Origin of the sequence: Marinobacter sp. KM021 (assembly GCF_050707965.1) — a bacterium.
In the GTDB taxonomy this organism is placed as follows: domain Bacteria; phylum Pseudomonadota; class Gammaproteobacteria; order Pseudomonadales; family Oleiphilaceae; genus Marinobacter; species Marinobacter shengliensis.
The window spans coordinates 1,317,223-1,344,195 of the sequence record NZ_CP136129.1; the positions used below are offsets into that span (position 1 = coordinate 1,317,223).

Here is a 26,973-nt window from a genome sequence, read left to right on the forward strand (position 1 = left end):
CTGGCCTTCACCTAGCTGGCAGCCCGGGCACGCACGTGAATCGGGCCCAGCACCTCTGCCTGTACAATTTCAATCAGCTGCTCTTTCACCAGTTCAAGCGTTGCGAGGAACGTCACCACCACACCCAGCCGCCCTTCCTCAATGGTAAACAGGCTTTCAAACGTGACAAACCGGTCGCCCTGGAGCACCGAGAGAATGTGAGCCATTCGCTCGCGGGTCGACAGCCGCTCTTTCTCAACATGGTGACTGGTGAATAGATCCGCCCGTTTCAGAACGCCATGCAAAGCCAACAAAAGCTCCCGCATATCCACTTCCGGGTGGGGCTGAGACGAAGGCAGCTTCGGCAAGGCGGCTGACGCTGCAAAAATGTCACGCTCCAGACGCGGCATTTCATCGATATCTTCGGCAGCCTTCTTGAACCGCTCGTACTGCTGCAACCGGCGAATCAGCTCCGCCCTGGGGTCCAGCTCCTCGTCATCGTCTGTTTCATGGCGGGGCAGCAGCATTCGGGATTTTATCTCTGCCAGCGTGGCCGCCATCACAAGGTATTCGGCCGCCAGTTCAAAGCGCATGGCTTCAACGGCGCCGATGTAGTCCATGTACTGGCGGGTGATTTCACTCACATCAATATCAAGGATGTTCATGTTTTGCCGGCGTATCAGATACAACAGCAAATCAAGGGGACCCTCAAAAGCCTCCAGAAACACCGCCAGGGCATCGGGAGGAATGTAGAGATCCTTGGGGATATCCACCAACGGCTTGCCGGAAACCAGAGCCAGAGGCACCTGCGCGCCGGCCTCAGCCGGGGCGTGTGTCAACTCGTCAGTCTCGTCGGTCATGGCCTCTCCAGCCGTTGGCAGTGGCGACAGGGTAAACTCAGCGGTAGCTGAGGCCCATTGCAGTGCGTACTTCTTCCAGGGTATCGCGAGCCGCATCCCGCGCGTGTTCGCGGCCTTCTTCCAGAATGGAGCGAACCACATCCGGGTTTTTCTCATAATCCCGGGCCCGTTCGTGAAGCGGCCGCTGCTCTTCAATCACCGCATCGATCAACGGCTTTTTGCAATCCAGGCAACCAATGCCTGCGCTGCGACAGCCTTGTTGCACCCATTCGCAGGTCTCGGCATCTGAGTACACTTTGTGCATACTCCAGACCGGACATTTCTCCGGGTCACCCGGGTCGGTCCGGCGCACCCGCTGCGGGTCTGTCTGCATGGTGCGGATCTTCTGGGAAACGCTGTCTGGCTCTTCCCGCAGGCCGATGTAGTTGTTGTAGGATTTGGACATCTTCTGTCCATCCAGGCCCGGCATTTTCGATTCCGGCGTCAACAACGGCTGGGGCTCTGGCAGGATTACCTTGCCGCCGCCTTCGATATAGCCGTACAACCGCTCCCGGTCACCCAGGGAAATGTTCTGCTGCTCTTTCAACAGTGCCCGTGCGGTTTCCAGGGCCTCCATGTTGCCCTCTTCCTGATAGCGTTTCTTCAGGTTGCGGTAGAGTTTGGCGTTTTTCTTACCCATTTTGACGATGGCCGCCTCGGCCTGCTCTTCAAAACCGGGTTCGCGGCCATAGATGTGATTGAAGCGGCGAGCGATTTCCCGGGTAATTTCCACATGGGACACCTGATCGGCACCCACCGGCACCTTGCCGGCCCGGTACATCAGGATATCCGCGGTCTGAAGCAGCGGATAACCCAGGAAACCGTAAGTTGCCAGGTCTTTCTCTCGCAGCTTTTCCTGCTGATCCTTGTAGGTGGGAATGCGCTCCAGCCAGCCCAGCGGCGTAATCATCGAGAGCAACAGGTGCAGTTCTGCGTGCTCCGGCACCTGAGACTGGATAAACATGGTTGAGGAGCCGGGGTTAACACCCGCGGCCAACCAATCGATAACCATGTCCCATACGCTTTGCTGAATGCCGGAGGTGTCATCGTATTGCGTGGTCAGGGCATGCCAGTCTGCCACGAAGAAGAAGCACTCATACTCGTGCTGGAGTTTCACCCAGTTTTTCAGCACACCGTGATAGTGGCCGAGGTGAAGCTTGCCGGTCGGTCGCATACCGGACAAAACCCTTTGCTGGGAATCTACAGAACTCAAAGCACGAACTCCTTATTTCTGTTTATTAGGCGCCTGGTTTCACCACCGGAGGTGGCTCAGGAAATCAGGCTGACCGGGCATTATAGTCTTTACACCTCGCTGCGTTAAGCAAAGCGATATAAAACACCGGCGCCATAACGCAAAACCCCCGGAATTCTCGCGAACCCGGGGGTTTTGGTGAAGGTTATGGCGGGCTTACCAGCCAGTCACTTCCTTCAGGGCCTTGCCGATTTCGGCCAGGCTGCGCACGGTTTTAACGCCGGCATCTTCCAGGGCGGCAAACTTCTCGTCTGCGGTACCCTTACCACCAGAAATGATGGCGCCAGCATGGCCCATACGCTTGCCAGGAGGTGCAGTGACACCGGCGATGTAGGAAACCACAGGCTTGGTGACGTTCTCTTTGATGAACGCAGCCGCTTCTTCCTCAGCGGTACCGCCGATTTCGCCGATCATCACGATGGCTTCGGTTTCCGGATCTTCCTGCAGCAGCTTCAGAATGTCGATGAAGTTGGAGCCAGGAATCGGGTCACCACCAATACCGATACAGGTGGACTGACCGTAGCCGAAGTCAGTGGTCTGCTTGACCGCTTCGTAGGTCAGGGTGCCGGAACGGGATACGATACCAACCTTACCCTTCTTGTGGATATGGCCAGGCATAATGCCGATCTTGCACTCGTCCGGAGTGATCACACCCGGGCAGTTCGGTCCGATCATGCGAACGCCTTTACGGTCAACGTATTCTTTGGCGTAGAGCATGTCGATGGTCGGGATACCTTCAGTGATACAAACGATCAGCTGAATGCCGGCATCGGCCGCTTCGATGATGGCGTCCTTACAGAACGGAGCCGGAACATAGATGACGGTCGCTTCTGCACCTGTCTTCTCTACCGCTTCACGTACAGTGTTGAACACCGGCAAGCCCAGATGCTCAGTGCCGCCCTTACCGGGGCTGACACCACCGACCATCTTGGTGCCGTAGGCAATGGCCTGCTCAGAGTGGAAGGTACCCTGTGCGCCGGTAAAGCCCTGGCAGATAACCTTGGTGTCTTTGTTGATCAGGATGCTCATTATTTACCCCCTGCGGCTTTAACGACTTGCTCTGCGGCGTCCGCCAGACTGGTAGCGGCGATAATGTTCAGGCCGCTGTCCTTGAGCACCTTGGTGCCCAGTTCGGCATTGTTGCCTTCGAGACGAACCACAACCGGCACTTTCACGCCCACTTCCTTGACCGCACCGATGATGCCTTCAGCAATCATGTCGCAACGCACGATGCCGCCGAAGATGTTGACCAGAACGGCCTGCACAGCGTCGTCAGACAGGATGATCTTGAACGCTTCGGAAACGCGCTCTTTGGTCGCGCCGCCACCTACGTCCAGGAAGTTAGCAGGCTGGCCGCCAGACAGCTTGATGATGTCCATCGTACCCATGGCGAGGCCAGCACCGTTAACCATACAACCGATGTTGCCTTCCAGCGCTACGTAGTTCAGTTCCCACTTGGCCGCTTCGGCTTCGCGAGCATCTTCCTGGGAAGGATCACGCATCTCGTGGATTTTCTTCTGACGGTAAAGCGCATTACCGTCGATGCCGATCTTGGCGTCCAGACAGTGCAGGTCGCCAGCCGGAGTGATCACCAGCGGGTTGATCTCTACCAGCGCCAGATCGCGCTCTTCAAACAGCTTGGCCAGGCCCAGGAAAATCTTGGTGAACTGACCAATCTGCTTGCCTTCAAGACCCAGTTTGAATGCCAGCTCGCGGCCCTGGTACGGCTGAGCGCCTACCAGCGGATCGATTTCGGCTTTCAGGATTTTCTCGGGAGTCTCTTCAGCAACCTTCTCGATTTCCACGCCACCCTCGGTGGAGGCCATGAAAACGATACGGCGGGTGCCACGGTCAACGACCGCACCCAGATACAGCTCCTGATCGATGTCTGTCAGGGATTCAACCAGAATCTTGCTTACCGGCTGGCCATTCTCGTCAGTCTGGTAGGTTACCAGGTTCTGGCCCAACCACTTCTGGGCAAACTCACGGATGTCTTCCTTGTTCTTGACCAGCTTTACACCGCCGGCCTTACCGCGGCCACCCGCGTGAACCTGAGCCTTGACAACCCATGCGTCACCGCCGATTTCAGTGGCAGCGTCGACAGCTTCTTGAGGCGTATCGCAGGCAATGCCCTGAGATACTGGCAGGCCATACTCAGCGAAAAGCTGCTTGCCCTGATATTCATGCAAATTCATAGTTAATGTCCCGTCTATTGATGGAGGATAACCACGTACGGAAATGAACCCGCTGGCACACCGCCCTTGGCATACCAATCGCGAATTCGTTCTGGCGGGCAAGGGATCGCCTGAACCCGCCGGTTACGCACACAGAAAGCTGCCTTTATGATGGCAGCGGGGCGCCGACATTGGCGCCCCGATTCCGGTGTTGCGTTACTTCTTCTTGCGACGGTTGGCGACGTGAATCGCACCGCCAGCAACAGCCAGGGCCGCCTCGTGCACTGACTCTGATAGAGTCGGATGCGCAAAGCAGGTCAGGGCCAGATCTTCTGCACTGGAACCGAATTCCATGGCAATGACGCCCTGGGCAACGATTTCAGACGCCTGAGGACCAACAACGTGAAAGCCCAGGATACGATCCGTCTTCGCGTCTGCGATGATCTTGACCATACCGGCGGCCGCATTCGCCGCCATGGCTCGGCCGTTGGCGGCAAACGGGAAGCTGCCTACGTTGTATTCTTCACCTTCGGCCTTCAGTTGCTCTTCGGTCTTGCCGACCCAAGCCACTTCCGGGAAGGTGTAGATCACGTTAGGGATGCAATCGTAGTTGACCTGCGGCTTATGCCCGGCAATACGTTCGGCAACCATCACACCCTCTTCAGAGGCTTTGTGTGCCAGCATCGGGCCACGAACAATGTCACCTACCGCCCAGACACCCGGCGCTTCGGTTTTGCAGTTGTCGTCCACAAAAATGAAGCCGCGCTCATCCATGGTCACGCCGGAATCCTCGGCCAGGGCGCCGTCAGTGTACGGACGACGGCCAACAGCAACGATCAGCTTGTCGAACTTCACTTCCTGCTTGCCCTTGGAATCTTCGTAGCTAACATTCACCAACTTGCGCTTGACCTCAGCACCCGTCATGCGGGCACCGGTGATAATATTCAGACCCTGCTTCTTGAACTGCTTAAGCGCATCCTTGGCGACCTGCTGGTCCACCGCGGGGAGAAAGCTATCCTGAGCCTCAAGGATGGTTACTTCTGAACCCAAACGGGCCCAAACGCTGCCAAGCTCAAGACCAATCACACCGGCACCGATAACACCAAGACGCTTGGGCACTTCGGTGAACTCCAGAGCGCCCTCGGAATCGACGATATACTCGCCATCAAACGGTGCAGGCGGAATCTCGATCGGCTTGGAGCCCGTCGCCAGAATAACGTTGTCGGCTTCGTAGGTCTTGGTCTTGCCGTCTTTATCGGTAACTTCCACCTTACGACCAGCCAGAAGCTTGCCGTGACCGTGAATGGAGGTCACACCATTAGCCTTGAACAGGCCGGCAATACCGCCAGTCAGTTGCTGCACGATGCCGGACTTGCGCTCCATCATCTTCGCCACATCGATATCAACACCCTTGGTCATGATACCCATGGACTCATAATCGTGGCTGGCTTCCTCAAATTTGTGAGTCACCTCAAGCAGTGCTTTGGACGGAATACAGCCCACGTTCAGGCAGGTGCCGCCCAGAACCTGGCTTTTACCGTCTTTGCTTGTCCAGAACTCCACACAGGCCGTTTTCAGGCCAAGCTGGGCCGCCTTGATAGCTGCAACGTAACCGCCGGGGCCGGCACCAATGACAATAACATCGAACTTATCGGACATAATCTTTCCTGTTATCGAATTCGTTGAGTGTCAGCTTACACGTCCAGCAGGATACGGGCCGGGTCTTCCAGCATTTCCTTGATCGCAACCAGGAACTGCACCGCTTCCTTACCGTCGATCATACGGTGATCGTATGACAGCGCCAGGTACATCATCGGCAGGATCTCGACCTTGCCGTTCACCGCCATCGGGCGCTCCTGGATCTTGTGCATGCCCAGAATAGCGGTCTGCGGCGGGTTCAGGATCGGCGTGGAGATCAGTGAACCGAAGATACCACCGTTGGTGATGGTGAAAGTGCCGCCAGTCATGTCTTCGATGGCCAGCTTGCCTTCCTTCGCCTTGGTACCGTACTCGACAATCTTCTTCTCGATATCAGCCAGGCCCATGGCGTCGGAATCACGAAGTACCGGAACCACCAGACCACGATCCGTGGATACGGCAACACCAATATCCTGATAGCCGTGATACACCATGTCATTCCCGTCGATCGAGGCATTGACAGCCGGGAAGCGCTTGAGAGCTTCGGTGGCCGCCTTGGTGAAGAACGACATGAAGCCAAGCTTGATGCCGTGGCGCTTCACGAAACTGTCCTGGTACTGCTTACGCAGCTCCATGATGGGCGCCATATTCACTTCGTTGAACGTGGTCAGCATGGCTGCTGTCTGCTGGGCATCCACCAGACGCTTGGCGATACTGGCGCGCAGGCGAGTCATCGGAACACGCTTCTCCGGGCGCTCACCCTGGGCAACATTTACCTCAGGCATGGCTGCCGGCTTGGCAGCGGCACCACCGGAGGACTTGCTGCTGTCCACAAAGTTCTGCACGTCTTCTTTCGTCACACGACCGTCTTTGCCGGTGCCCTTGACAGAGGCCGGATCAACGTTATTTTCCTCGGCCAGCTTACGGGCAGCCGGGCTCAGGATGGCGTCGCCGGAAGTTGCAGCCGGGGCTTCTTCTTTCGGCGCCTCAGCCTTGGCTTCAGGCTTGCTCTCTGCCGGTTTGGATTCACCCGCAGCGCCTTCCTTGAATTTGCCGATCACCTCACCGCTTTCGCAGGTGTCGCCTTCGCCCTTGAGAATTTCTTCGATCACACCATCAGCAGGCGCAACCACTTCGAGCACAACCTTGTCGGTCTCGATATCGACAATCAGCTCGTCACGGGAACAGGCCTCACCGGGCTGCTTGTGCCAGGTCGCGACGGTGCCTTCGGCGACCGACTCAGGGAAAACGGGGGCTTTAATCTCTGTTGACATTACGGATCCTTAGTTCGGTAGCTCGTCAGATTTCAAACGCGTCGTTAACCAGTTTCTTTTGCTCCTCGATGTGAACAGACATGTGTCCACAGGCAGGAGCAGCAGAAGCCTCACGACCGGCATACTGAAGGTATAACTTGGGGTTCAGGCGCTGCAGCGCGTTACGCATATGATGCTGACTGCAGTACCAGGCACCCTGGTTCATCGGCTCTTCCTGGCACCACACTACATGCTTGAGCTTGGGATACTGGGCCAGGAGCTCGTCCAGATCATCACCGGGGAACGGGTACAGCTGCTCAATCCGGACAATGGCGACGTCGTCTCGCTCATCCGCCTTTTTCTTCTCCAGAAGGTCATAATAGACCTTGCCGCTGCACATAATCAGTCGGGACACCTTCTTGGGATCAGAAGGCTCTTTCTCGGGCAGAACGGTCTGGAAGGTACCGGAGGTCAGATCATCGAGGCCGGAAATGGCTTCTTTATGACGCAACAGGCTCTTGGGGGTGATAGCCACAAGCGGCTTACGCAGCGGGCGCTTGACCTGCCGACGAAGCATATGGAATACCTGGGATGGCGTGGTGGGCACGCAAACCTGGATGTTGTGCTCCGCACACAGCTGCAGGAAGCGCTCCAGACGCGCCGAACTGTGCTCCGGTCCCTGGCCTTCATAACCATGGGGCAGCAGCAGCGTCAGGCCACACAGACGGCCCCACTTGTGCTCCCCACTGGTCAGGAACTGATCAATAACCACCTGGGCGCCGTTGGCAAAATCACCGAACTGGGCTTCCCAGACAATCAGTGCGTCCGGCGTGGTGGTGGAATAGCCATATTCGAATGCCATAACCGCTTCTTCGGAAAGTAGCGAGTCATAGATATCGAACTTGGGCTGTTCGTCTTTCAGGTTCTGCAGGGAAATATGGGTAGACCCGTCTTTCTGGTTATGCAGAACAGCGTGGCGGTGGGAGAAAGTGCCCCGCCCCACGTCCTGACCGGTCAGGCGGATCGGGTGACCTTCATTCAGCAAGGTGGCATAAGCCATCATCTCACCGTAGCCCCAGTTCAGTGAGAGTGCGCCGGCCGTCATCTTCTCGCGATCATTGACGATCTTGGAAACCTGACGCTGAATGCTGAAGCCTTCAGGCACCTCGGTAATCTTCTTGCCCAGTTTCTGGATGGTCTTCAGAGCCACACTGGTCTTGCACTTGGCGGTCCACTCATGACCAAGGTACGGAGCCCAATCCACGTACAGTTCTTTGTTGGGCTCTTTCACCAGCGATTTGACCACGTGATCGCCCTTATCGAGCGCATCGCGGTAGTCGGTTTCCATCTGCTTGGCTTCTTCTTCAGTAATCACGCCAGCTTCAACCAGATGGTCTGCGTACAGATTGCGGGTGGTCTTGAGCTTACGGATCTTTTCATACATGAGCGGCTGGGTAGCAGCCGGCTCATCGGCTTCGTTGTGACCGCGGCGGCGGTAGCACACCAGATCAATAACCACATCCCGCTTGAATTCGTTGCGGTAATCCATGGCCATCTGGGTAACAAACATCACCGCTTCAGGATCGTCTGCGTTTACGTGCAGAATCGGCGCCTGAACCATTTTGGCGACGTCTGTGCAGTATTCAGTCGAGCGCGCATCTTCCTGCCGGCTGGTGGTAAAACCCACCTGGTTGTTGATCACGATGTGAATGGTACCACCCACACCGAAGCCCCGGGTCTGGGACATCTGGAAGGTTTCCATCACAACACCCTGACCCGCAAACGCTGCGTCACCGTGCATGACGATCGGCACAACCTTGCTGCCGTCGGTATCGCCACGGCGATCCTGACGGGCGCGTACAGAGCCCACCACTACCGGAGATACAATTTCCAGGTGCGACGGGTTAAACGCCATGGCCAGATGCACTTCGCCACCGGGTGTCATCACGTTTGAAGAAAAGCCCTGGTGATATTTCACGTCACCGGAGCCTGAATCCGCGAGCTTCTTGCCCTCAAATTCATCAAACAGTTCTTTCGGGTTTTTGCCGAGAGTATTAACCAGCACGTTGAGGCGGCCACGGTGGGCCATCCCCAGAACAATTTCCTTGGCGCCGTATGAGCCTGCACGCTGGATCAGTTCATCCAGGCATGGAATCAGGCTTTCGCCACCTTCCAGACCAAAGCGTTTTACGCCCGGATAGCGGGAGCCAAGGTACTTTTCCAGGCCCTCGGCAGCTGTCAGACGCTCCAGGATATGCTTGCGGGTCTGAGCTTCGTACTCAGGGCGCGAGCGCACCGGCTCCATACGCTGCTGAAACCAACGTTTGATGCGAGTATCTACCACGTGCATGTACTCAGCACCGATGCTCTCGCAATACGTCTGGCGCAGGCCCTGCACGATGTCGCCGAGCTTCATCGTTTCGGAACCGAAGTTCAGTGAACCGGTCTGGAATTCCAAATCAAGATCCGACTCGCCCAACTCGTGGAAAGACGGCTCGAGATCTTCAACAGACTCACGCTGCCAGACACCCAGAGGGTCAAGCTTGGATTCCTGGTGTCCGCGGAAACGGAACGCATTGATCAGCTGAAGAACACGAATCTGCTTTTTATCGGCATCTGAGGTGGCACTGGCGGGTACGCCACTGCTGGCCAGGAAACGCTGATTGCGGGAGATATGCTCAAACTGTTCGCGGATGGTTGAGTGGACAATGTCGCGGCCATGATAGCCATCAACACTGGGAAGCTTGTCGAAGTAGCTTCGCCACTCTTCAGGAACGGCGTTGGGGTCTGTCAGGTAGGTTTCAAAAAGCTGTTCAACATAGGCCAGATTGCCACCTTGCAGGTGGGAAGTCTGCCATAACTGCTCCATGATGCTTTCGTGCATTTTGAATAGCTCACCTTGGGCTGGTGCGGGGGAGCCGGTATGGTCGGCCAGGGGTAATTCACAGTCAATACGGGTTATTACGGCATGACTTTGGCCACCACACCCAGCAAGGATGTTTTCCGTCCCCAGTGATTTTTTATACTCGGCAACGCTGCCCGGCATCCTGGATAAGTCAACCGAAGCAGCGGGCCTAAGTTTGCACTCCATTAAGACCTTTGACTATAAGCCTTTGGTTGAAGGCCCCGCGTAATGCGAGGCCTTCGGGGTACTAAACTGGTGCCGAAACACCAGTATAGCTGGTGCTACAGAATTTGCGCTCAGGTAGCGCGCTGCAGCAACAGGTTCCGAATGTGGCCAATTGCCTTCGTGGGGTTCAGGCCTTTCGGACAAACACTGACACAGTTCATGATACCCCGACAGCGGAAGACGCTGAACGGGTCATCCAGATTGGCCAGACGCTCCGCCTGTGCGGTATCACGACTATCCGCGAGGAAGCGGTAGGCCTGAAGCAGGCCTGCCGGGCCGATGAACTTGTCCGGATTCCACCAGAACGATGGGCAGGACGTGGAACAGCAGGCACAGAGAATACACTCGTACAGGCCGTCCAGCTTCTCACGATCTTCCGGAGACTGCAGGCGTTCAATGGCGGGTGCCGGGGTGTCATTCACCAGGTACGGCATCACCTTTTCATATTGCTTGTAGAACAGGCTCATGTCGACCACCAGGTCCCGGATCACCGGCAAACCAGGCAGCGGGCGCAGAACCAGCTTGTTATTCTTGACCACATCCGACACCGGAGTGATACAAGCCAGGCCGTTCTTGCCATTCATGTTCATACCATCAGAGCCACAGACACCTTCCCGACAGGAACGGCGATAGCTCATGGAAGGATCCCTCTCCTTCACCAGGTTCAGAACATCAAGGACCATCAGGTCTTTACCTTCCGGAATCTCAACCTCTACATCCTGCATGTAAGGGGCATTATCGGTTTCCGGATTGTAGCGATACAGGCTTACCAACATTTTCAGGATACCCCCTTAGTAGGTCCGGACTTTCGGCTGGAAAGTCGGAACCGTTTTCGGTGCAAAGTTCACGTCACGCTTGCCAACACGCTTGTCCAGCGGGAAGTACATGGAGTGCTTGAGCCAGTTTTCGTCGTCACGCTCAGTGAAGTCGTTACGGGCGTGGGCACCGCGACTTTCCTTACGCTCGATCGCAGACTTGGCGGTGGCGTATGCAACTTCGTACAGGTTATCCAGCTCGAGCGCTTCAATACGCGCGGTGTTGAACGCCTTGCTGGTATCGGCCAACTTGGTTTTGCGTACACGCTCGCCGATTTCTTCCAACAGCTTGATACCCTTCTCCATGCTGTCGCCATCGCGGAACACGCCGAAGTAGAGCTGCATGCAGTTCTGCAGATCCTTACGGACCTTAGCCACATCTTCGCCTTCAGAAGCACTATCCAGACGCTCCAGACGGGCCATGGCGCGTTTGATGTCTTCTTCGCTGGCACCATCAACCTCGAAACCGCCGCGCAGCTGCTCTTCAATGTGCAGGCCAGCCGCACGACCGAAGACCACCAGATCCAGCAGGGAGTTACCACCCAGACGGTTGGCGCCGTGTACCGATACACAGGCAGCCTCACCGCAGGCAAACAGGCCGGGAATCGGTTTATCGTTGCCGTTTTCGTCCTGAGTCAGTGCCTGACCACCCACGTTGGTGGGAACACCACCCATCATGTAGTGACAGGTCGGAACGACCGGGATCGGCTCTTTCACCGGATCAACGTGCGCAAAGGTACGGGACAGTTCGCAAATGCCCGGCAGGCGCAGGTTCAGGGTTTCTTCGCCCAGGTGATCCAGCTTCAGCAATACGTGATCCTTCTCGGGACCACAACCACGGCCTTCCAGGATTTCCAGAACCATGGAACGCGCGACCACGTCACGGCCAGCAAGATCCTTTGCGTTCGGAGCATAACGCTCCATGAAACGCTCTCCCTCAGAATTGATCAGGTAACCGCCCTCACCCCGACAACCTTCAGTAACCAGGGTGCCAGCACCGTGGATACCGGTTGGGTGGAACTGCCACATTTCCATATCCTGCACCGGGAAGCCGGCTCGCAGCGCCATGCCAATGCCGTCACCGGTATTGATCATCGCATTGGTGGTGGAGGCATAAATGCGACCAGCACCGCCAGTAGCAAGGACAGTAGCCTTGGATTTGATGTACGCCACTTCACCGGTTTCGATCTCGATGGCTACGACACCAACCACTTCATCCTTGCTGTTCTTGACCAGATCAACCGCATACCACTCATTAAGGAAGGTGGTACCGCCCTTCAGGTTGGCCTGATAAAGAGTGTGCAGCAAGGCGTGACCGGTACGGTCCGCAGCAGCACAGGTACGAGCGGCCTGGGTGGGGTTATCCGGACCCTTGGACTGTCCACCGAACGGACGCTGGTAGATACGGCCCTGCTCGGTACGGGAGAACGGAAGGCCCATGTGCTCCAGCTCGAATACTGCCTGGGGGCCCACAGAACACATGTATTCGATGGCGTCCTGGTCACCGATATAGTCGGAACCCTTGACGGTATCGTACATGTGCCAGCGCCAGTCATCGTTAGGATCGGCGCTTGCGATCGCACAGGTAATCCCACCCTGGGCGGATACAGTGTGCGAGCGAGTCGGGAATACTTTCGTAATACACGCAGTTTTGACGCCGGTCTCGGTCAACTGCAGGGCGGCTCGCATACCGGCACCGCCGCCACCGATAACAATCGCGTCGTAAGACATGGTCTTGATGTTAGCCATCGATTAAAGCCCCCAAAGAATCTGAATGCCCCAGATCAGGTACACAAACATGGTCAGACCGCACAGCGCCTGCACAAGGAAACGGGGCGCCATGGATTTGAGATAATCAGTCGTCACAGTCCAGAGACCAACCCATGCATGGGCACCCAGGGAAAGCAGTGCCAACAGGGTAAAAATACGGAACCAGGTCTGATCGAACAGCGCGCTCCAGGTTTCATAGTTGATGTCTGTCATCACCATGAAGCCCAGAAGAAACACTGTGTAAATAGCCAGTACGTAGGCAGTGACACGCTGGATCAGCCAATCAAAAACGCCACTGCGGCCGAGGTTAGTTACGCTGCTTACCATACCCAGACTCCTGCCAGAATGATGAGAACAATGGAAACCACAACAGTGATCTTCGCGGCGAGGCGACCGCTCTCAAGCTCTTCTGCAATACCCATGTCCATCAGCAGGTGTTTAATGCCCGCAACCAGGTGGTACAACAGAGCAGACAGGATGCCCCAGATAATCAGCTTCGCCAGGAAGCTGTCCAGCAGTTCGCTCACCCGGGCGAAACCATCTTCTCCGGACAGGGAGAGATCCAGGCCGTACAACAGGAAGGCAACACCAACGAAAATGATGATGCCGCTGATGCGATGCAGGATCGACGTGATGGCAGGCAGCGGGAAATGGAACTTGCCGAGATCGAGATTTACTGGTCGTTTGCTATTCACAGCGCTCTCACACTCTCTCTTGGTTCCGCAGGGCCGAAAACCGGCTGCGGATGGTTGGTATGTTGGGATCGGAGGATCGATACGAGACCGATAACCGATTGGTTCAGGAGGGCGGATGGTAACCCGGTAGCTTGCTATGCTGAAGCGTACATTGAGGTTCATCCCCGATTCCGGGCTACGGATTATAAGGAGACACCCCGGTAATTACAAACTTGCAACAACGCCCAAAGCCTTGGCCACAGGCGCCCCACACCCTCTATAAGCATTATTGACAAATTCAATTTCACCCGTTTGGCACCGTTATTCCGGATATCCCTCATTTACACGGGAAATTTAAATTGCCGCTTTTCGAGACTTGTGCATTGACAAAAAAGGCTGACGCCCTATATTTTGCCGCCAGTTTTGCGATAATACGCGCTTTCTGGCGCATCTACATATGCAGAAAAGCTGTTACAGCTAATCAAACAGGAGAGCACCATGACCGACAGGAAAGCCACGCTCTCGGTGGGAGATAAGTCCATTGAGCTACCGGTTTATTCCGGCACCGTCGGCCCTGACGTTATCGACGTACGCGGCCTAGTCCAGGAAGGCGTTTTTACCTACGATCCGGGTTTTGTATCCACTGCAGCCTGCGAATCCGCCATCACCTACATTGATGGCGCCAAAGGTGTATTGCTGCACCGCGGTTACCCGATTGACCAGCTGGCCGAGCAATCTGACTTCCTTGAAGTGTGCTACCTGCTCCTGAACGGCGAGCTGCCCAGCGAAGACGAAAACAAGCGCTTCCACGACACCATCAAAAACCACACCATGCTGCACGACCAGATGCGCAACTTCTTCAACGGCTTCCGCCGTGACGCGCATCCGATGGCTATCATGTGTGGCGTTGTTGGCGCCCTGTCTGCGTTCTACCACGACCAGATGGACGTAACCGACCCCAAACAGCGTGAAGTAACAGCTCATCGCCTGATTGCCAAGATGCCAACCATCGCGGCCTGGTGCTACAAGTATTCCGTTGGCCAACCATTCATGTATCCGCGTAACGATCTCTCTTACGCTGAAAATTTCCTGCACATGATGTTTGGCACACCGTGTGAAGAGTACAAGCCGAACCCGGTTCTTGCCAACGCAATGGACAAGATCTTCATTCTGCACGCCGATCACGAGCAGAATGCCTCTACCTCCACCGTCCGCCTGGCCGGCTCTACCGGTGCTAACCCCTATGCCTGTATCGCTTCCGGTATCGCAGCACTCTGGGGGCCCGCACACGGTGGCGCAAACGAGGCGGTTCTGGACATGCTGGCTGAAATCGGTGACGAGTCCAACATTGAGACGTTCATCGCCAAGGCCAAGGATAAAGATGATCCTTTCCGCCTGATGGGCTTTGGCCACCGCGTGTACAAGAACTTTGACCCGCGCGCCAAGGTTATGGCACAAACCGCTCACGAAGTGCTGAGCGAACTGGGCCTGGAGAACGACCCACTGCTGAAGATCGCCCAGCGCCTTGAAAAGATCGCCCTGGAAGATGAGTACTTTGTAAAGCGCCAGCTTTACCCGAACGTCGACTTCTACTCCGGCATCATCCTGAAGGCCATCGGTATTCCAACGTCCATGTTTACCGTTATCTTCGCGATGTCCCGCACCATTGGATGGTTCTCACACTGGAACGAGATGGTCAGCGGCAACTACCGCATCGGCCGCCCGCGCCAGCTGTATACCGGCTCGCCAAAGCGCGACTACCCGAAGAAGTAATCCGTTCGGATTGTCCGGAAATGAAAAAAGCCGCTGACCCAGCGGCTTTTTTCGTATCATGGCAATACAAAACTCTCCCAATCCAACGATGACAAGGAGCAGACCATGGCAACCATCGCTTTTATCGGGCTTGGCGTAATGGGCTTTCCGATGGCCGGTCACCTGGCCCGAGCCGGCCATGACGTATCCGTGTGGAACCGCAGTGGCGCAAAGGCTCAGCAATGGGCGAAACAGTACCCAGGAAAAGCCTGCAACAGTATTGCAGAAGCGGTCAACAATGCCGATGTGGTACTGACCTGCGTTGGCGCCGACAAAGACCTTGAAGAGGTCTACACGGCCCCTGAGGGGATCATCAGCAATACGCCGGGCACCGCTATTCTGGTAGACCACACTACGGCCTCTGCCGGCATTGCCGAGACATTGGCTGAAGCCGCGCAGGCCAAGGGTCAGGGTTTCATTGATGCCCCGGTATCCGGCGGCCAGCAAGGGGCTGACAACGGGCTTTTAACCATTATGTGCGGCGGAAATGATGAAGATTTCCGGAAGGTTCAACCGATACTCCAATGCTATGCCCGGGCACTCAACCTGATGGGCCCGGTGGGTAGCGGCCAGAAAACGAAGATGGTCAATCAGATTGCCATTGCCGGTCTGGTTCAGGGCCTGTCAGAAGCCCTGCACTTTGCCGAACAGGCAGAGCTCGATGTACGCAAAGTGGTTGACGTGATTTCCAAGGGGGCCGCGCAGTCATGGCAGATGGAAAACCGCTCCGGCACCATGATTGACGGCGAATTTGAGCACGGTTTTGCGGTGGACTGGATGCGCAAGGACCTGGCTATCTGCCTGGAAGAAGCCCGCAAAAACGGCTCCAGACTGCCGGTAACGGCGCTGGTGGACCAGTTCTACGGAGATGTGCAGGAGATGGGCGGAAACCGCTGGGATACGTCTTCGCTGATTCAGAGGCTTCGTAAGAAATAATGATTTGCCACGGACACACACGTCCGTGGCAAAAAATCACTTCTTCTTGTCCCTGGGCACCCAGCGGCCGTTTTCATACCAGGCGGACCAACCGGTGGCTTTGCCATCCTGTTCCGACATCACGTACTGCTCTTTGGACTTCCGGCTATAACGGATCACCGTCGGGTTACCCTCGGGATCCTTCTCCGGGGCGTCCATCAGGTAATCGTATTTCGGATCAATTTCCTTCCGGTGTGGCTTGATTTCCATCACCAGCGGTGGACGGGTTTCCCGGTTTTTCGGGAACTTGCTGGCAGCCAGGAACAGGCCGGAAGCACCATCGCGGAGCACATAAGTGTCATCCACTTTCTGGCACTGAAGCTCCGGCATGGGTACCGGGTCCATTTTGGGCGGGGCCGGCTCGCCGTTCTTGAGTAATTTGCGAGTGTTCTTGCACTCGGTATTGGTGCAACCGAAATACTTGCCAAATCGACCGGTTTTCAGCTGCATTTCCGAGCCACACTTATCGCACTCGAGTGTCGGCCCGTCATAACCCTTGATGCGGAAACTGCCCTCTTCGACTTCATAGCCAGAACAATCCGGATTGTTACCGCAAACGTGCAGCTTGCGTTTCTCATCAATCAGGTAGCTGTCCATGGCAGTACCACACTTCGGGCACCGGCGCTTCTTGCGCAGCAAGCGGGTTTCGCCCTCGCCCTCCACATCCTCATCAGCACTGACCACTTCGTCGCCAGAGACCAGATTGATGGTCGTCTTGCAACGCTCCTTGGGCGGCAATGAGTAACCGGAACAGCCAAGGAACACACCGGTGCTGGCCACGCGAATCTGCATATTACGGCCGCAGCTCGGGCAGGATATGTCTGTCTCTGTCGGGGTGTTGGCACGCATCCCGCCATCAGACTTCTCAGCGCTTTCGAGCTGATTGCGGAACTTGGCGTAGAAATCGTTCAGCACTTTCTTCCACTGAACATCACCCTCTGCGATTTCGTCCAGCTCACCTTCAAGACGAGCCGTAAAATCGTAATCCATCAGGTTCGGGAAGGACTCGGCCAGCCGTTCGGTAACAATTTCACCCATTTTCTCGGCATAGAAACGGCGATTCTGAAGGCGAACGTAGCCACGGTCCTGGATGGTCGAGATGATCGAAGCATAGGTGGAAGGCCGGCCAATACCCTGCTTCTCCAGCTCTTTAACCAGGCTGGCTTCGGTATACCTTGGTGAGGGCTTGGTGAAGTGCTGGGTTGGGTCCAGCTTTTTCAGATCCAGCGACTGGTCCACCTTAATATCGGGCAGAGCCACATCTTCATCTTTCTTGGCAGACTGGGGCGCAGCTTTCAGGAAGCCGTCAAACTTGACGATACGACCACGGGTTCGGAGCTCATAATCGCCATTGGCGACCACAATGGACGTACTCAGGAACTCGGCATCCGCCATCTGGCAAGCAATAAACTGACGCCAGATCAGGTCATAAAGCTTCTCAGCGTCTTTTTCCAGGCCGCTTATATCCGTAGGCCTGCGGGATACGTCAGTAGGACGAATCGCTTCGTGGGCCTCCTGAGCGCCTTCCTTGCTGCCATACAAACGGGGGCTGTCCGGCAAATAGCGATCTCCGAACTGCTTCTGGATAAATTCACGGCAGCCCGTTACCGCATCCTGACTCAGGTTGGTGGAGTCAGTACGCATATAGGTGATAAAACCGGCTTCATAAAGGCGCTGGGCCAGCATCATGGTTTTCTTGACACTGAAGCCCATGCGATTGCTCGCCGCCTGCTGGAGCGTGGATGTAATAAACGGCGCCGACGGGCGTGAGCGTGTCGGCTTGTCTTCCCGCTTTGAAACCCTGAAGCCGCCAGATTTCAGGCGATCGACGTGCTCTTTGCTCTGAGCCTCGTTTACCGGGCGATAGGGTTTGTCATTGTAACGCGTAACCTCGAACCGCACTGGGTCTGCGGAACCATCTGCGGTCAGATCCGCATGCAGCTGCCAGAACTCTTCCGGTACGAATTTCCGGATTTCCCGCTCCCGCTCAACAATCAACCGAACGGCAACAGACTGCACCCGGCCGGCAGACAGCCCCCGGGCAATCTTTGCCCACAACAGCGGAGACACCATATAACCCACGACACGATCCAGAAACCGGCGCGCCTGCTGGGCATTTACACGGTTGTTATCGAGGTTTCCAGGTTCTTTGAACGCTTCCTGAATGGCTCGCTTGGTAATTTCATTGAACACCACCCGGCGATACTTTTCCGGTTCGCCACCAATGGTCTCCTGAAGGTGCCAGGCAATGGCCTCCCCTTCTCTATCCAAATCCGTTGCGAGGTAGATGTGGTCGGCGGATTTGGCCAATCGCTTGAGCTCGCTGACAACTTTTTCCTTGCCGGGCAGTATCTCGTAGCGGGCGCTCCAGTCGTCATCAGGGTTTACGCCCATGCGGGCAACCAGCTGCTCCCGTGACTTACGCTTCTTGTGCTCGGCTTTTTCTTCCGGGCTCATCTTGCGGGTGGCGGCGGCCTGCTTTGCCCGTTCTTTCGGGTCTGACTGGCTGCCACTACCACTGACAGGCAGGTCACGAATGTGGCCAACACTGGACTTAACGATAAAATCCGAGCCCAGGTACTTGTTGATGGTCTTCGCTTTCGCTGGTGACTCGACAATAACGAGACTTTTACCCATATCGGAGATCTGTATCCTTGGCGATAATTCGGTTAATAGCTGAACAAACCGCAAACTCGCATAAAAATCAGGCAACTGGAAAACACAGAGCTGCCATTGTGTATAGGCTCACTGTTTTACAGGGTCAACAATTGCAAGACAACCCATTCTTTGATTTCAGTCAGCCTTTTTTTCAAATATCAGCAGCAGACACCAGGCCCTGAAACAGGAAGGCCCGGCAAAAGCCGGGCCTCCTGATGAGCGTTACTGATTCGGATCAACCGATCAGAGGCGCTCCCACACAGTGGCAATGCCCTGACCAAGACCGATACACATGGTGGAAACACCAAGCTTACCGCCTTTGGCCTGCATAACATTCAGCAGTGTGGTGGAGATACGGGCACCAGAGCAGCCCAGCGGATGGCCCAGGGCAATCGCGCCGCCGTTCAGGTTGACCTTCTCTTCCATGACGCCCAGCAGTTTCAGATCTTTCAGAACCGGCAGGGATTGGCCAGCGAAGGCTTCGTTCAGTTCCCAGAAGTCGATGTCTTCGACTTTCAGGCCTGCACGCTTCAGCGCCTTCTTGGTAGCCGGAACCGGACCGTAGCCCATGATCGCGGGATCACAGCCGGCAACTGCCATGCTGCGAATCTTGGCGATCGGCTTCAGGCCCAGGGCTTCTGCCCGCTCGGCTGACATCAGCACCATCGCAGCGGCACCGTCGGTCAGCTGGGAGGAAGTACCGGCAGTGACCGTGCCGTTCTTCGGATCAAACGCCGGACGCAGCTGGCCGAGGGACTCAGCCGTGGTTTCCGGACGAATGGTCTCGTCTTCTTCGATCAGCTTCACAAAGCCATTTTCGTCATGACCTTCAACCGGAACGATTTCGTTCTTGAAGCGGCCTTCAACGGTAGCTTCGTGAGCCAGGCGATGGGAACGGGCACCGAACTCATCCTGTTGCTCACGGGTAATGCCGTGCATTTTCGCCAGCATTTCTGCAGTCAGGCCCATCATGTTGGAGGCCTTGGCAGTGTACTTGGACGCAGCCGGGTTGTGGTCAAAGCCAGCGGTCATGGGTACGTGGCCCATGTGCTCGACACCACCCACCATGAACACATCACCGTTGCCAGTCTGGATAGCCTGGGCAGCTGTGTGGATGGCGCTCATGGCGGAACCACACAGACGGTTAACGGTCTGGGCAGCGGACTCGTGAGGGATACGGGTCAGCAACGAAATCTGCCGTGCCACGTTAAAGCCCTGTTCCTTGGTCTGGTTTACACAGCCCCAGATCACATCTTCTACTTCTTTCGGGTCGAGCTTCGGGTTGCGCTCAAACAGTGCTTCAATCAGCGCAGCGGACAGAGTCTCGGCGCGAACGTTGCGGAAACAGCCGTTTTTGGCACGACCCATCGGAGTCCGCACGCAATCGACGACGACAACGTCTCTCGGATTAAGGCTCATAGATCTTTCTCCGTTCGGAAATCTCGTTAGGGTTAGCCAAAGAACTTCTTGCCGGTCTTGGCCATTTCACGCAGCTTCTCGGTCGGCGCGTACAGCGGGCCAAGATCTGCGTACTTGTCTGCCAGTTCGACGAACTTGTCGACGCCCATGTCGTCGATGTAGCGCAGAGCACCACCACGGAACGGAGGGAAACCGATACCGTAGATCAGGCCCATGTCTGCATCGGCCGGGTCTTCAACAATGTTGTCTTCCAGGCAGCGAACGGTTTCCAGGCACAGAGGAATCATCATGCGGGCGATGATTTCTTCTTCGTCGAAGTCCTTGCTGCCGTTAACCACAGGCTCGATAAGCTTGTAGGTTTCTTCGTCGACAACTTTCTTCGGCTTGCCCTTCTTGTCTTCTTCGTACTTGTAGAAGCCCTTGTCGTTCTTCTGACCGTAACGGTTGTTCTCGAACATCACGTCAATGCCAGACTTGAAGTCGGCCTTCATGCGATCCGGGAAGCCCTCTGCCATCACCTCGTTGGCGTGCTTGGCAGTGTCCATACCTACAACGTCGAGCAAGTAAGCCGGGCCCATGGGCCAGCCGAACTTTTCCATCACCTTGTCGATCTTCTGGAAATCAGCACCGTCACGCAGCAGCGCGGCAAATCCACCGAAATACGGGAACAGAACACGGTTAACCAGGAAGCCCGGGCAATCGTTGACCACGATCGGGGTCTTGCCCATGGCCTTGGCGTAAGCAACAGTGGTCGCGATGGCGCGGTCACTGGTCTTCTCGCCACGGATAACCTCAACCAGCGGCATCATGTGCACCGGGTTGAAGAAGTGCATGCCACAGAAGTTCTCCGGACGCTTCAGGTTCTTGGCCAGAAGGTTGATGGAGATGGTAGAGGTGTTGGACGTCAGGATGGTGTCCTCGCGAACCGCGTCTTCAGTTTCACGCAGAACCGCATCTTTAACCTTCGGGTTCTCAACAACCGCTTCAACAACCAGATCTACGCTCTTGAAATCACCGTAGTTCAGGGTCGGCGTGATGTTGTTCAGAACGTCGCCCATCTGGCCGGCGTCCATCTTGCCCTTGGCAACACGCTTGGACAGCAGCTTCTTGGCTTCATTCAGGCCCAGCTTGATGCCGTCCTGATTGATGTCCTTCATGACAATCGGGGTGCCTTTCAGTGCAGACTGGAACGCTACACCGCCACCCATGATACCAGCGCCCAATACCGCAGCCAGTTTCACGTCGGAAGCTTCTTTTTCCCAAGCGCTGGCTTTCTTCTTCAGGGCCTGGTCGTTCAGGAACAGACCAACCAGACACGCGGCAACGTTGGTCTTGGCCATCTTGGCGAAGCCTTTGGCTTCCACTTCGATCGCCTTGTCACGAGTCATGCCGGCATGCTTCTGCATGGTCTTGATGGCTTCCACCGGCGCCGGGTAGTTCTTGCCAGCCTTGCCGGCCACGAACGCCTTGGAAATCTCGAACGCCATCATGCTTTCCATGGCGTTCAGGTTGATCTTGCCTTTCTTCTCTTCACGACGGGCCAGGTTATCCAGCTTGCCTTCGTTGCACTGGTTGATAATGGCAACGGCAGCGGCTACCAGCTTGTCGGCTTCAACCACGGCATCAACAGCACCAACCTTCAGAGCGGCATCGGCACGGTTTTCGGTACCACCGGCAATCCACTCAACGGCGTTGTCCACACCCACCAGACGGGACAGACGTACAGTACCGCCAAAGCCCGGGAAGATACCCAGCTTCACTTCCGGCAGACCAACCTTGGCCTTGGGAGCCATAACACGGTAGTCGGTGGCCAGACACATCTCAAAACCACCGCCCAGAGCGATACCGTTGATAGCGGTAACCGTCGGGAACGGCAGATCTTCGATGGCGTTGAAAACTTCGTTCGCCTTCAGGTTGTTAGCAACGAGGTCTTCCTCGGAACCTGCAAACAGCTCGGTGAACTCGGTGATATCCGCACCGACAATAAAGCTGTCCTTGGAGCTGGTGACTACCAGGCCCTTGAGGTTCTTCTGGGATTTGAGTGCTTCAGCTGCGGCGCCCAGCTCTTCGATGGTGAGACGGTTGAACTTGTTAACTGACTCGCCCTGCAAGTCAAAGTCCAACTGAGCGATCCCGCCTTCGATCTCTTTAACCGTGATGGCTTTACCTTCGTAAATCATCAACTGATCTCCAGTCTGTGTTTGGAACTGCTGACAACCGGTTGGCGAAACGCCGAGCCGACTGCCTGTGCAGCGAGATTTCGGTCACTGCCCGATCATTCGATCCAAAAAATTCATACAGTCGTTTGAATCGTGAGGACACACGATGAAAAAAAAAGACGCGTTTGTCAATTTGTTTCTTGATGAAACCTGAAGAAAAAAGGGAGTACAGCCTGTAAGAGCCGGAAACTACTTGATTAGCCGGCAGAGTTACTTTAACTTCGAGATGCGACTTTAGTCCACAATAATAAAACAGTATTACGGAGACTCATCCGATGAAAGACGCTCGCCTGCGCATTCAGTCACTGCTTGCCGCACTGCTACTACTATCCCTGACCGCGTTTGGCGCCCAGGCACAGGACACCGGCGCAGAATTCCTGTCAGATCTGCACGATTTCCGCATCAACAATTATCTGGCCCTGGACTCGTTCTACGCATTCAGCGCCAACGGCGACACGGAAGCCCTCAATCGTATCGTGGGCAGTATCAATGCCTCCAATAATGCGATGAACGCCGTGATCGCCAGCACCAGTGGCGTTCTGTCGCCACAACAAGTAGAAGGACTGAATCAGGATTTCGATCAGTTCAAGGATCTCATGCGCGGAAACATCAACGAAGTCCGGGATCGCGGCTACCCTGACCTCCGTTTGATGGCCGATCTCGCTAACAAGGCGTCAAGCATGAACGAGCGCGCTACCGAGCTTTATGGTGTTGCCCAGGAGAACAGCGGCACCCAGGCTGACGCGCGTATTGAGTCTGCTCGCTCCGCAGCCGTGGTGATGGCACAAATGATGGCAAGGTACTCCGCGCGCACCCACTCGTCCGTGGCCCAGACGTTCCAGGGCGCATCGGACGAAGCGTCGCTGGACCAGCAGGCTCTGATGTTTGACAGCTTGCTGGCCCGGGTACAATCCGGCTCCGCCAGTGCTGAGCTCAAGGCCGCCATTGATGATGTCAGCTCCAAATGGCAGTTCATCCGCAGCTCCTACATCAACTACAACGAAAACAACGTCAGCTTCGTCATTGACCGCTATTCCAAAGGGATCATTCGCAGCCTGACCACCACCATCGAAATCCTCGAAAGTAACGCCTGATGTGTCTTCGGGCGGACTAACGGTCCGCCCGAAGTTTTCCTTCCTGTTGATGCCCGTCAGAATCCCGCTACACTTTCTCGTATAAACTGTTGATACTGACTATTACCCCAATTCGCAAAGGAGTGACTGAATGTCGACCTACAACAAGATGCTGGTTGCCATTGACCTGACAGAAGAAGCCCCGCAGGTTCTGAACAAAGCAAAAGCGATCTGCGACGCCTATGGTGCCGAGCTTTTTCTCGTCCATGTTGTTGAGCCGGTGGGTTACGCTTACGGTGGTGATATCCCGATGGACCTCACCGAACTTCAGGACCAGTTGGACAAAGCCGCCCGCGAGCAGCTGGCGAAGTACGGTGACCAGTACGGCGTACCGAAAAGTCACCAGATTGTCACGGTTGGCCGTCCGGAATCCGAAATCCATCGTCTGGTAAAGGACCAGGGCGTTGATTTGGTGATCGTTGGAAGCCATGGCCGCAAGGGGTTTCAGTTGCTCCTGGGCTCAACTGCCAACGGCGTACTGCACGGCACCCAGTGCGATGTTCTGGCCATCCGGATTCACTAAGCCACCCCGCCCAAACGCCGATTGAGGCACCATGACAAAGGGAGGCTTACGCCTCCCCTTTCATTCTCGCCTGCAGTTTTCTGAGTTGACTCTCCAGTGACACGCTGACACTCGATGCCATGGAGAAGAAATTCAGCAATGCCTTTAGGTTGCTGTCGCCTTTGCAGACCGCATGAATCCGTTGCCAAAGCGCCTGATTCACCAACTGAAGCCTCTGATTCCGTTCTACCAGCCCTTTTAGCTCCCAATCAGCCTGCTCCTGGTTCCGCTGGGCAAACAATTGCTGCAGCAGATAGTAGCCGACGCTCCGCATAACGAATTCGTCGCTGTTAGCGAATGGAAGATGATGCAGCGCCATCGGTTTAAGTTCTGACAGGACCGGGCAGCCACTGGTTGCCATCTTCAGCCCAAGTAACGAACGCAGCGCTTCCTCAAGCGTCGTCTGCTTGGAGTAAGTGCGCCGGTCGTCGGTGACCTCTACATCTACTTTCTGGTAGGCATCTTCGGCCTGAAACGCCTCAACCACTGGCAGGATTTCAACTGCCGCCGGGCAGTATTCCACCTCCCCCGCTTTCAGCGGACAATTTGAGCACTTGCAGTGCTCAAGCCTGACCCAGGAAGGGAATCCCGATACCGGTGGCTTCGCGGGCTCACCGGTCACCTTGAATTCGATGTTTCGTCCATCATGAAATTTAAAATTATAATTGATATTCATTGACTCGCCTGTTCTTCCAGCTCCATCCACCGCTCGATAACCGACTCCAGTCGGGTTTCCGTTTCCGACAACTTTTCAAGAGTGGCTGAGACTTCGTCCGGTGGGCCTGAATAAAAGTCCGGGGCAGAAATGGATTCCTGAAGTTCTGCCACCTCACGTTCCAGTGCCTCAATCTTGCCCGGCAACTGTTCCAGTTCCAGTTTAAGCTTGTAACTCAGCTTTGCGGCCTTCGGTTTTGCCGACTGCGACACAGTCTCTGACACCGGCTGCGTATTTTTGTCCGAACTGTCGGATTTATCACGCTTGTCCTGCTTGTCGAGGCGACTTCCGGAGGTCTCCGAGGGAAACCTGCCGCCCTGCCGACGCCAGTCTGTGTACCCGCCAACGTACTCCCGTACCGAACCGGAGCCATCCAGAAAGATGGTATCCGTCACCACATTATCGAGAAATTCCCGATCGTGACTAATGACGATGACTGTACCGTTAAAGTTCCCTAGTTGTTCTTCCAGCAATTCAAGGGTTTCGACATCCAGGTCATTGGTAGGTTCATCCAACACCAGTATATTGGCCGGCTTGCTGAAAAGCTTGGCCAACAGCAAACGCGCGCGTTCGCCACCAGAGAACACCCTGACCGGGGAACGGGCACGCTCAGGTGTAAACAGGAATTCCTGGAGATAGCCCAGAACATGCTTGCTCTGGCCGTTGATATCAATGAATTCGCGGCCTTCAGCCAGGTTATCGAGGGCATTACGTGAGAGATCCAGCTCTCCCCGAAGCTGATCAAAGTACGCCACTTGCAGGTTGGTCCCCAGGCGGATACTACCCTCAGTAGGCTCAAGCTCACCAAGCAGCAACCTGACCAGGGTGGTTTTACCGGTGCCGTTCTCCCCCACCAGACCAATCTTGTCGCCCCGGATCACCGTCAGGTCCATATCGCGCACAACCTGTTGACCGCCCGGGTATGAGAAGCCAGCCTGTCGCGACTCTGCCACCAGCTTTCCGGATTTCGCCGCCTCTTCCACGGAGAAGTTTGCCGTACCTCCTCGCACCCTACGCTGTCGATGCTCCTCGCGCATAGCCTTCAAAGCCCGCACGCGCCCCATGTTCCTGGTGCGGCGGGCCTTTATACCCTGGCGAATCCAGGCCTCTTCCTGTTTCAGGCGCTTATCGAACAATGCGTTCTGGCGCTCTTCATCTTCCAGCGCCTTCTCCTTGAGCTCGAGATACCGGTCATAGCTGGCAACAAAACTGATCAGCTGCCCACGGTCGAGTTCAACCACCCGCGTGGCCATGCGCCTGATAAATGCCCGATCATGACTGACAAACAGCATCGCCCCGCGAAACTGGGTCAAGGCCTCCTCCAGCCAGGCAATAGCGGGCACATCAAGGTGGTTTGTTGGCTCGTCCAGCAACAGGATATCCGGCTCTGCCACCAATGCCTTTGCCAGCAAAACCCGGCGTTGCCACCCACCTGAGAGGGTGTTGAGGCGGCGGTCCGGGTCTATGCCATATTGCCCCAGAATGGTGTTCACCTTTTGATCAAGGCGCCAGCCATCCAGTGACTCCAGGCGCTCCTGGACCTTCATCAGACTATTCATGGAGGCCTCGTCAGCACTTTGGGACAGCCGATGAAACTCCGCCAAGAGTTCGCCGGTTTCCGGAAACGCCGAAGCCACAACGTCATAAGCCGTCCGGACATCGTCTGCTGGCAGGCTCTGAGGCAATACCGCAAGCACCGAGCCTTCCTCAAGACGGACAACACCCGCATCCGGGGTGACGTCACCACTGACGATTTTCAGTAAGGTTGACTTGCCCTCGCCGTTACGCCCGAGAAGGCACACTCGTTCCCCGGGATCAATCATCAGGGTTGCCTCATCCAGCAATGGATGCATGCCGAAAGCCAGGGATATTTTTTCCAGTGTTAACAAAGGCACC

Annotated in this window: 20 protein-coding genes; 4 read left to right on the top strand and 16 right to left on the bottom strand. The window is 55.8% G+C overall.

The annotated features are described in order from the left end of the window. Window positions 1-11 precede the first annotated feature (11 nt). The 11 genes from RVM24_RS06165 to sdhC form a co-directional block, all read right to left on the bottom strand. Complete coding sequence (locus RVM24_RS06165) at window positions 12-839, bottom strand: segregation and condensation protein A (protein ID WP_431475139.1); 828 nt, start codon at window positions 837-839, stop codon at window positions 12-14. A gap of 37 nt (window positions 840-876) precedes the next feature. Next, window positions 877-2,091: a tryptophan--tRNA ligase gene (locus tag RVM24_RS06170; RefSeq protein WP_082780552.1), complete on the bottom strand. Its 1,215-nt coding sequence runs from the start codon at window positions 2,089-2,091 to the stop codon at window positions 877-879. Between the two features lie 195 nt (window positions 2,092-2,286). Beyond that, window positions 2,287-3,159, bottom strand: coding sequence for a succinate--CoA ligase subunit alpha (gene sucD / locus RVM24_RS06175; protein ID WP_011784666.1), 873 nt, complete (start codon window positions 3,157-3,159; stop codon window positions 2,287-2,289). Further along, window positions 3,159-4,325: an ADP-forming succinate--CoA ligase subunit beta gene (sucC, locus tag RVM24_RS06180; RefSeq protein ID WP_061332180.1), complete on the bottom strand. Its 1,167-nt coding sequence runs from the start codon at window positions 4,323-4,325 to the stop codon at window positions 3,159-3,161. The genes sucD and sucC overlap by 1 nt, the downstream gene beginning before the upstream one ends. 195 nt (window positions 4,326-4,520) lie before the next feature. Then, a complete protein-coding gene (gene lpdA, locus RVM24_RS06185; RefSeq protein WP_431475140.1) occupies window positions 4,521-5,963 on the bottom strand; it encodes a dihydrolipoyl dehydrogenase in 1,443 nt (480 codons plus the stop codon). Window positions 5,964-5,998: 35 nt separating this feature from the next. Beyond that, window positions 5,999-7,216, bottom strand: coding sequence for a 2-oxoglutarate dehydrogenase complex dihydrolipoyllysine-residue succinyltransferase (odhB, locus tag RVM24_RS06190; RefSeq protein ID WP_072677188.1), 1,218 nt, complete (start codon window positions 7,214-7,216; stop codon window positions 5,999-6,001). A 25-nt stretch (window positions 7,217-7,241) separates the two neighbouring features. Next, window positions 7,242-10,079 carry a 2-oxoglutarate dehydrogenase E1 component gene (locus tag RVM24_RS06195; protein WP_061332177.1) on the bottom strand — a complete coding sequence of 946 codons (2,838 nt, stop codon included), beginning with the start codon at window positions 10,077-10,079 and terminating at the stop codon, window positions 7,242-7,244. Between the two features lie 317 nt (window positions 10,080-10,396). Beyond that, entirely contained in the window at window positions 10,397-11,101 is a 705-nt protein-coding gene (locus RVM24_RS06200; protein WP_058091183.1) for a succinate dehydrogenase iron-sulfur subunit, read from the bottom strand. A gap of 15 nt (window positions 11,102-11,116) precedes the next feature. Then, window positions 11,117-12,889 carry a succinate dehydrogenase flavoprotein subunit gene (gene sdhA, locus RVM24_RS06205; protein WP_058091184.1) on the bottom strand — a complete coding sequence of 591 codons (1,773 nt, stop codon included), beginning with the start codon at window positions 12,887-12,889 and terminating at the stop codon, window positions 11,117-11,119. Window positions 12,890-12,892: 3 nt separating this feature from the next. Further along, entirely contained in the window at window positions 12,893-13,237 is a 345-nt protein-coding gene (gene sdhD / locus RVM24_RS06210) for a succinate dehydrogenase, hydrophobic membrane anchor protein (protein ID WP_061332176.1), read from the bottom strand. Continuing rightward, window positions 13,231-13,605, bottom strand: coding sequence for a succinate dehydrogenase, cytochrome b556 subunit (gene sdhC / locus RVM24_RS06215; protein ID WP_058091197.1), 375 nt, complete (start codon window positions 13,603-13,605; stop codon window positions 13,231-13,233). Before sdhC ends, sdhD begins: the two co-directional genes overlap by 7 nt. A 477-nt stretch (window positions 13,606-14,082) precedes the next feature. On the opposite strand from sdhC, the gene gltA reads away from it, so the two are divergent. Together gltA and RVM24_RS06225 are read left to right on the top strand one after the other, a co-directional pair. Continuing rightward, window positions 14,083-15,357, top strand: a complete 1,275-nt coding sequence (gltA, locus tag RVM24_RS06220; RefSeq protein WP_061332175.1) for a citrate synthase — start codon at window positions 14,083-14,085, stop codon at window positions 15,355-15,357. Window positions 15,358-15,462: 105 nt separating this feature from the next. Then, window positions 15,463-16,332: an NAD(P)-dependent oxidoreductase gene (locus RVM24_RS06225; RefSeq protein ID WP_431475141.1), complete on the top strand. Its 870-nt coding sequence runs from the start codon at window positions 15,463-15,465 to the stop codon at window positions 16,330-16,332. A gap of 36 nt (window positions 16,333-16,368) precedes the next feature. On the opposite strand, the gene topA is transcribed toward RVM24_RS06225, so the two are convergent. From topA to fadB, 3 genes are all read right to left on the bottom strand, one after another. Next, entirely contained in the window at window positions 16,369-19,008 is a 2,640-nt protein-coding gene (gene topA, locus RVM24_RS06230) for a type I DNA topoisomerase (protein ID WP_286922355.1), read from the bottom strand. A gap of 264 nt (window positions 19,009-19,272) precedes the next feature. Then, the gene (gene fadA, locus RVM24_RS06235; protein WP_106695880.1) at window positions 19,273-20,448 is read right to left on the bottom strand and encodes an acetyl-CoA C-acyltransferase FadA; all 1,176 of its coding nucleotides are present in this window, start codon (window positions 20,446-20,448) and stop codon (window positions 19,273-19,275) included. Between the two features lie 32 nt (window positions 20,449-20,480). Further along, on the bottom strand, window positions 20,481-22,628 hold the full coding sequence (fadB, locus tag RVM24_RS06240; protein ID WP_286921198.1) for a fatty acid oxidation complex subunit alpha FadB: 2,148 nt from the start codon (window positions 22,626-22,628) through the stop codon (window positions 20,481-20,483). A 314-nt stretch (window positions 22,629-22,942) separates the two neighbouring features. Between fadB and RVM24_RS06245 the strand changes: the two genes are divergently transcribed. Beyond that, window positions 22,943-23,761: a hypothetical protein gene (locus tag RVM24_RS06245; protein ID WP_431475142.1), complete on the top strand. Its 819-nt coding sequence runs from the start codon at window positions 22,943-22,945 to the stop codon at window positions 23,759-23,761. Between the two features lie 130 nt (window positions 23,762-23,891). Next, window positions 23,892-24,323, top strand: a complete 432-nt coding sequence (locus RVM24_RS06250; protein WP_072677182.1) for a universal stress protein — start codon at window positions 23,892-23,894, stop codon at window positions 24,321-24,323. Window positions 24,324-24,369: 46 nt separating this feature from the next. Here the strand turns inward: RVM24_RS06250 and RVM24_RS06255 are convergent, their stop codons facing one another. Then, on the bottom strand, window positions 24,370-25,038 hold the full coding sequence (locus RVM24_RS06255; protein ID WP_061332169.1) for a DUF6901 family protein: 669 nt from the start codon (window positions 25,036-25,038) through the stop codon (window positions 24,370-24,372). Beyond that, window positions 25,035-26,972, bottom strand: coding sequence for an ATP-binding cassette domain-containing protein (locus tag RVM24_RS06260; RefSeq protein WP_431475143.1), 1,938 nt, complete (start codon window positions 26,970-26,972; stop codon window positions 25,035-25,037). The genes RVM24_RS06255 and RVM24_RS06260 overlap by 4 nt, the downstream gene beginning before the upstream one ends. Window position 26,973: the final 1 nt, after the last annotated feature.

Excerpts from the sequence above, each read along its gene's own strand:
- RVM24_RS06250 (WP_072677182.1), top strand. The coding sequence starts at position 23,892 with ATGTCGACCTACAACAAGATGCTGGTTGCCATTGACCTGACAGAAGAA.
- topA (WP_286922355.1), bottom strand. The coding sequence starts at position 19,008 with ATGGGTAAAAGTCTCGTTATTGTCGAGTCACCAGCGAAAGCGAAGACC.
- sucD (WP_011784666.1), bottom strand. The coding sequence starts at position 3,159 with ATGAGCATCCTGATCAACAAAGACACCAAGGTTATCTGCCAGGGCTTT.
- fadA (WP_106695880.1), bottom strand. The coding sequence starts at position 20,448 with ATGAGCCTTAATCCGAGAGACGTTGTCGTCGTCGATTGCGTGCGGACT.
- sdhD (WP_061332176.1), bottom strand. The coding sequence starts at position 13,237 with ATGGTAAGCAGCGTAACTAACCTCGGCCGCAGTGGCGTTTTTGATTGG.
- fadB (WP_286921198.1), bottom strand. The coding sequence starts at position 22,628 with ATGATTTACGAAGGTAAAGCCATCACGGTTAAAGAGATCGAAGGCGGG.
- RVM24_RS06225 (WP_431475141.1), top strand. The coding sequence starts at position 15,463 with ATGGCAACCATCGCTTTTATCGGGCTTGGCGTAATGGGCTTTCCGATG.
- sdhA (WP_058091184.1), bottom strand. The coding sequence starts at position 12,889 with ATGGCTAACATCAAGACCATGTCTTACGACGCGATTGTTATCGGTGGC.
- gltA (WP_061332175.1), top strand. The coding sequence starts at position 14,083 with ATGACCGACAGGAAAGCCACGCTCTCGGTGGGAGATAAGTCCATTGAG.
- sucC (WP_061332180.1), bottom strand. The coding sequence starts at position 4,325 with ATGAATTTGCATGAATATCAGGGCAAGCAGCTTTTCGCTGAGTATGGC.
- RVM24_RS06245 (WP_431475142.1), top strand. The coding sequence starts at position 22,943 with ATGAAAGACGCTCGCCTGCGCATTCAGTCACTGCTTGCCGCACTGCTA.
- RVM24_RS06200 (WP_058091183.1), bottom strand. The coding sequence starts at position 11,101 with ATGTTGGTAAGCCTGTATCGCTACAATCCGGAAACCGATAATGCCCCT.
- lpdA (WP_431475140.1), bottom strand. The coding sequence starts at position 5,963 with ATGTCCGATAAGTTCGATGTTATTGTCATTGGTGCCGGCCCCGGCGGT.
- RVM24_RS06195 (WP_061332177.1), bottom strand. The coding sequence starts at position 10,079 with ATGCACGAAAGCATCATGGAGCAGTTATGGCAGACTTCCCACCTGCAA.
- RVM24_RS06255 (WP_061332169.1), bottom strand. The coding sequence starts at position 25,038 with ATGAATATCAATTATAATTTTAAATTTCATGATGGACGAAACATCGAA.
- RVM24_RS06165 (WP_431475139.1), bottom strand. The coding sequence starts at position 839 with ATGACCGACGAGACTGACGAGTTGACACACGCCCCGGCTGAGGCCGGC.
- odhB (WP_072677188.1), bottom strand. The coding sequence starts at position 7,216 with ATGTCAACAGAGATTAAAGCCCCCGTTTTCCCTGAGTCGGTCGCCGAA.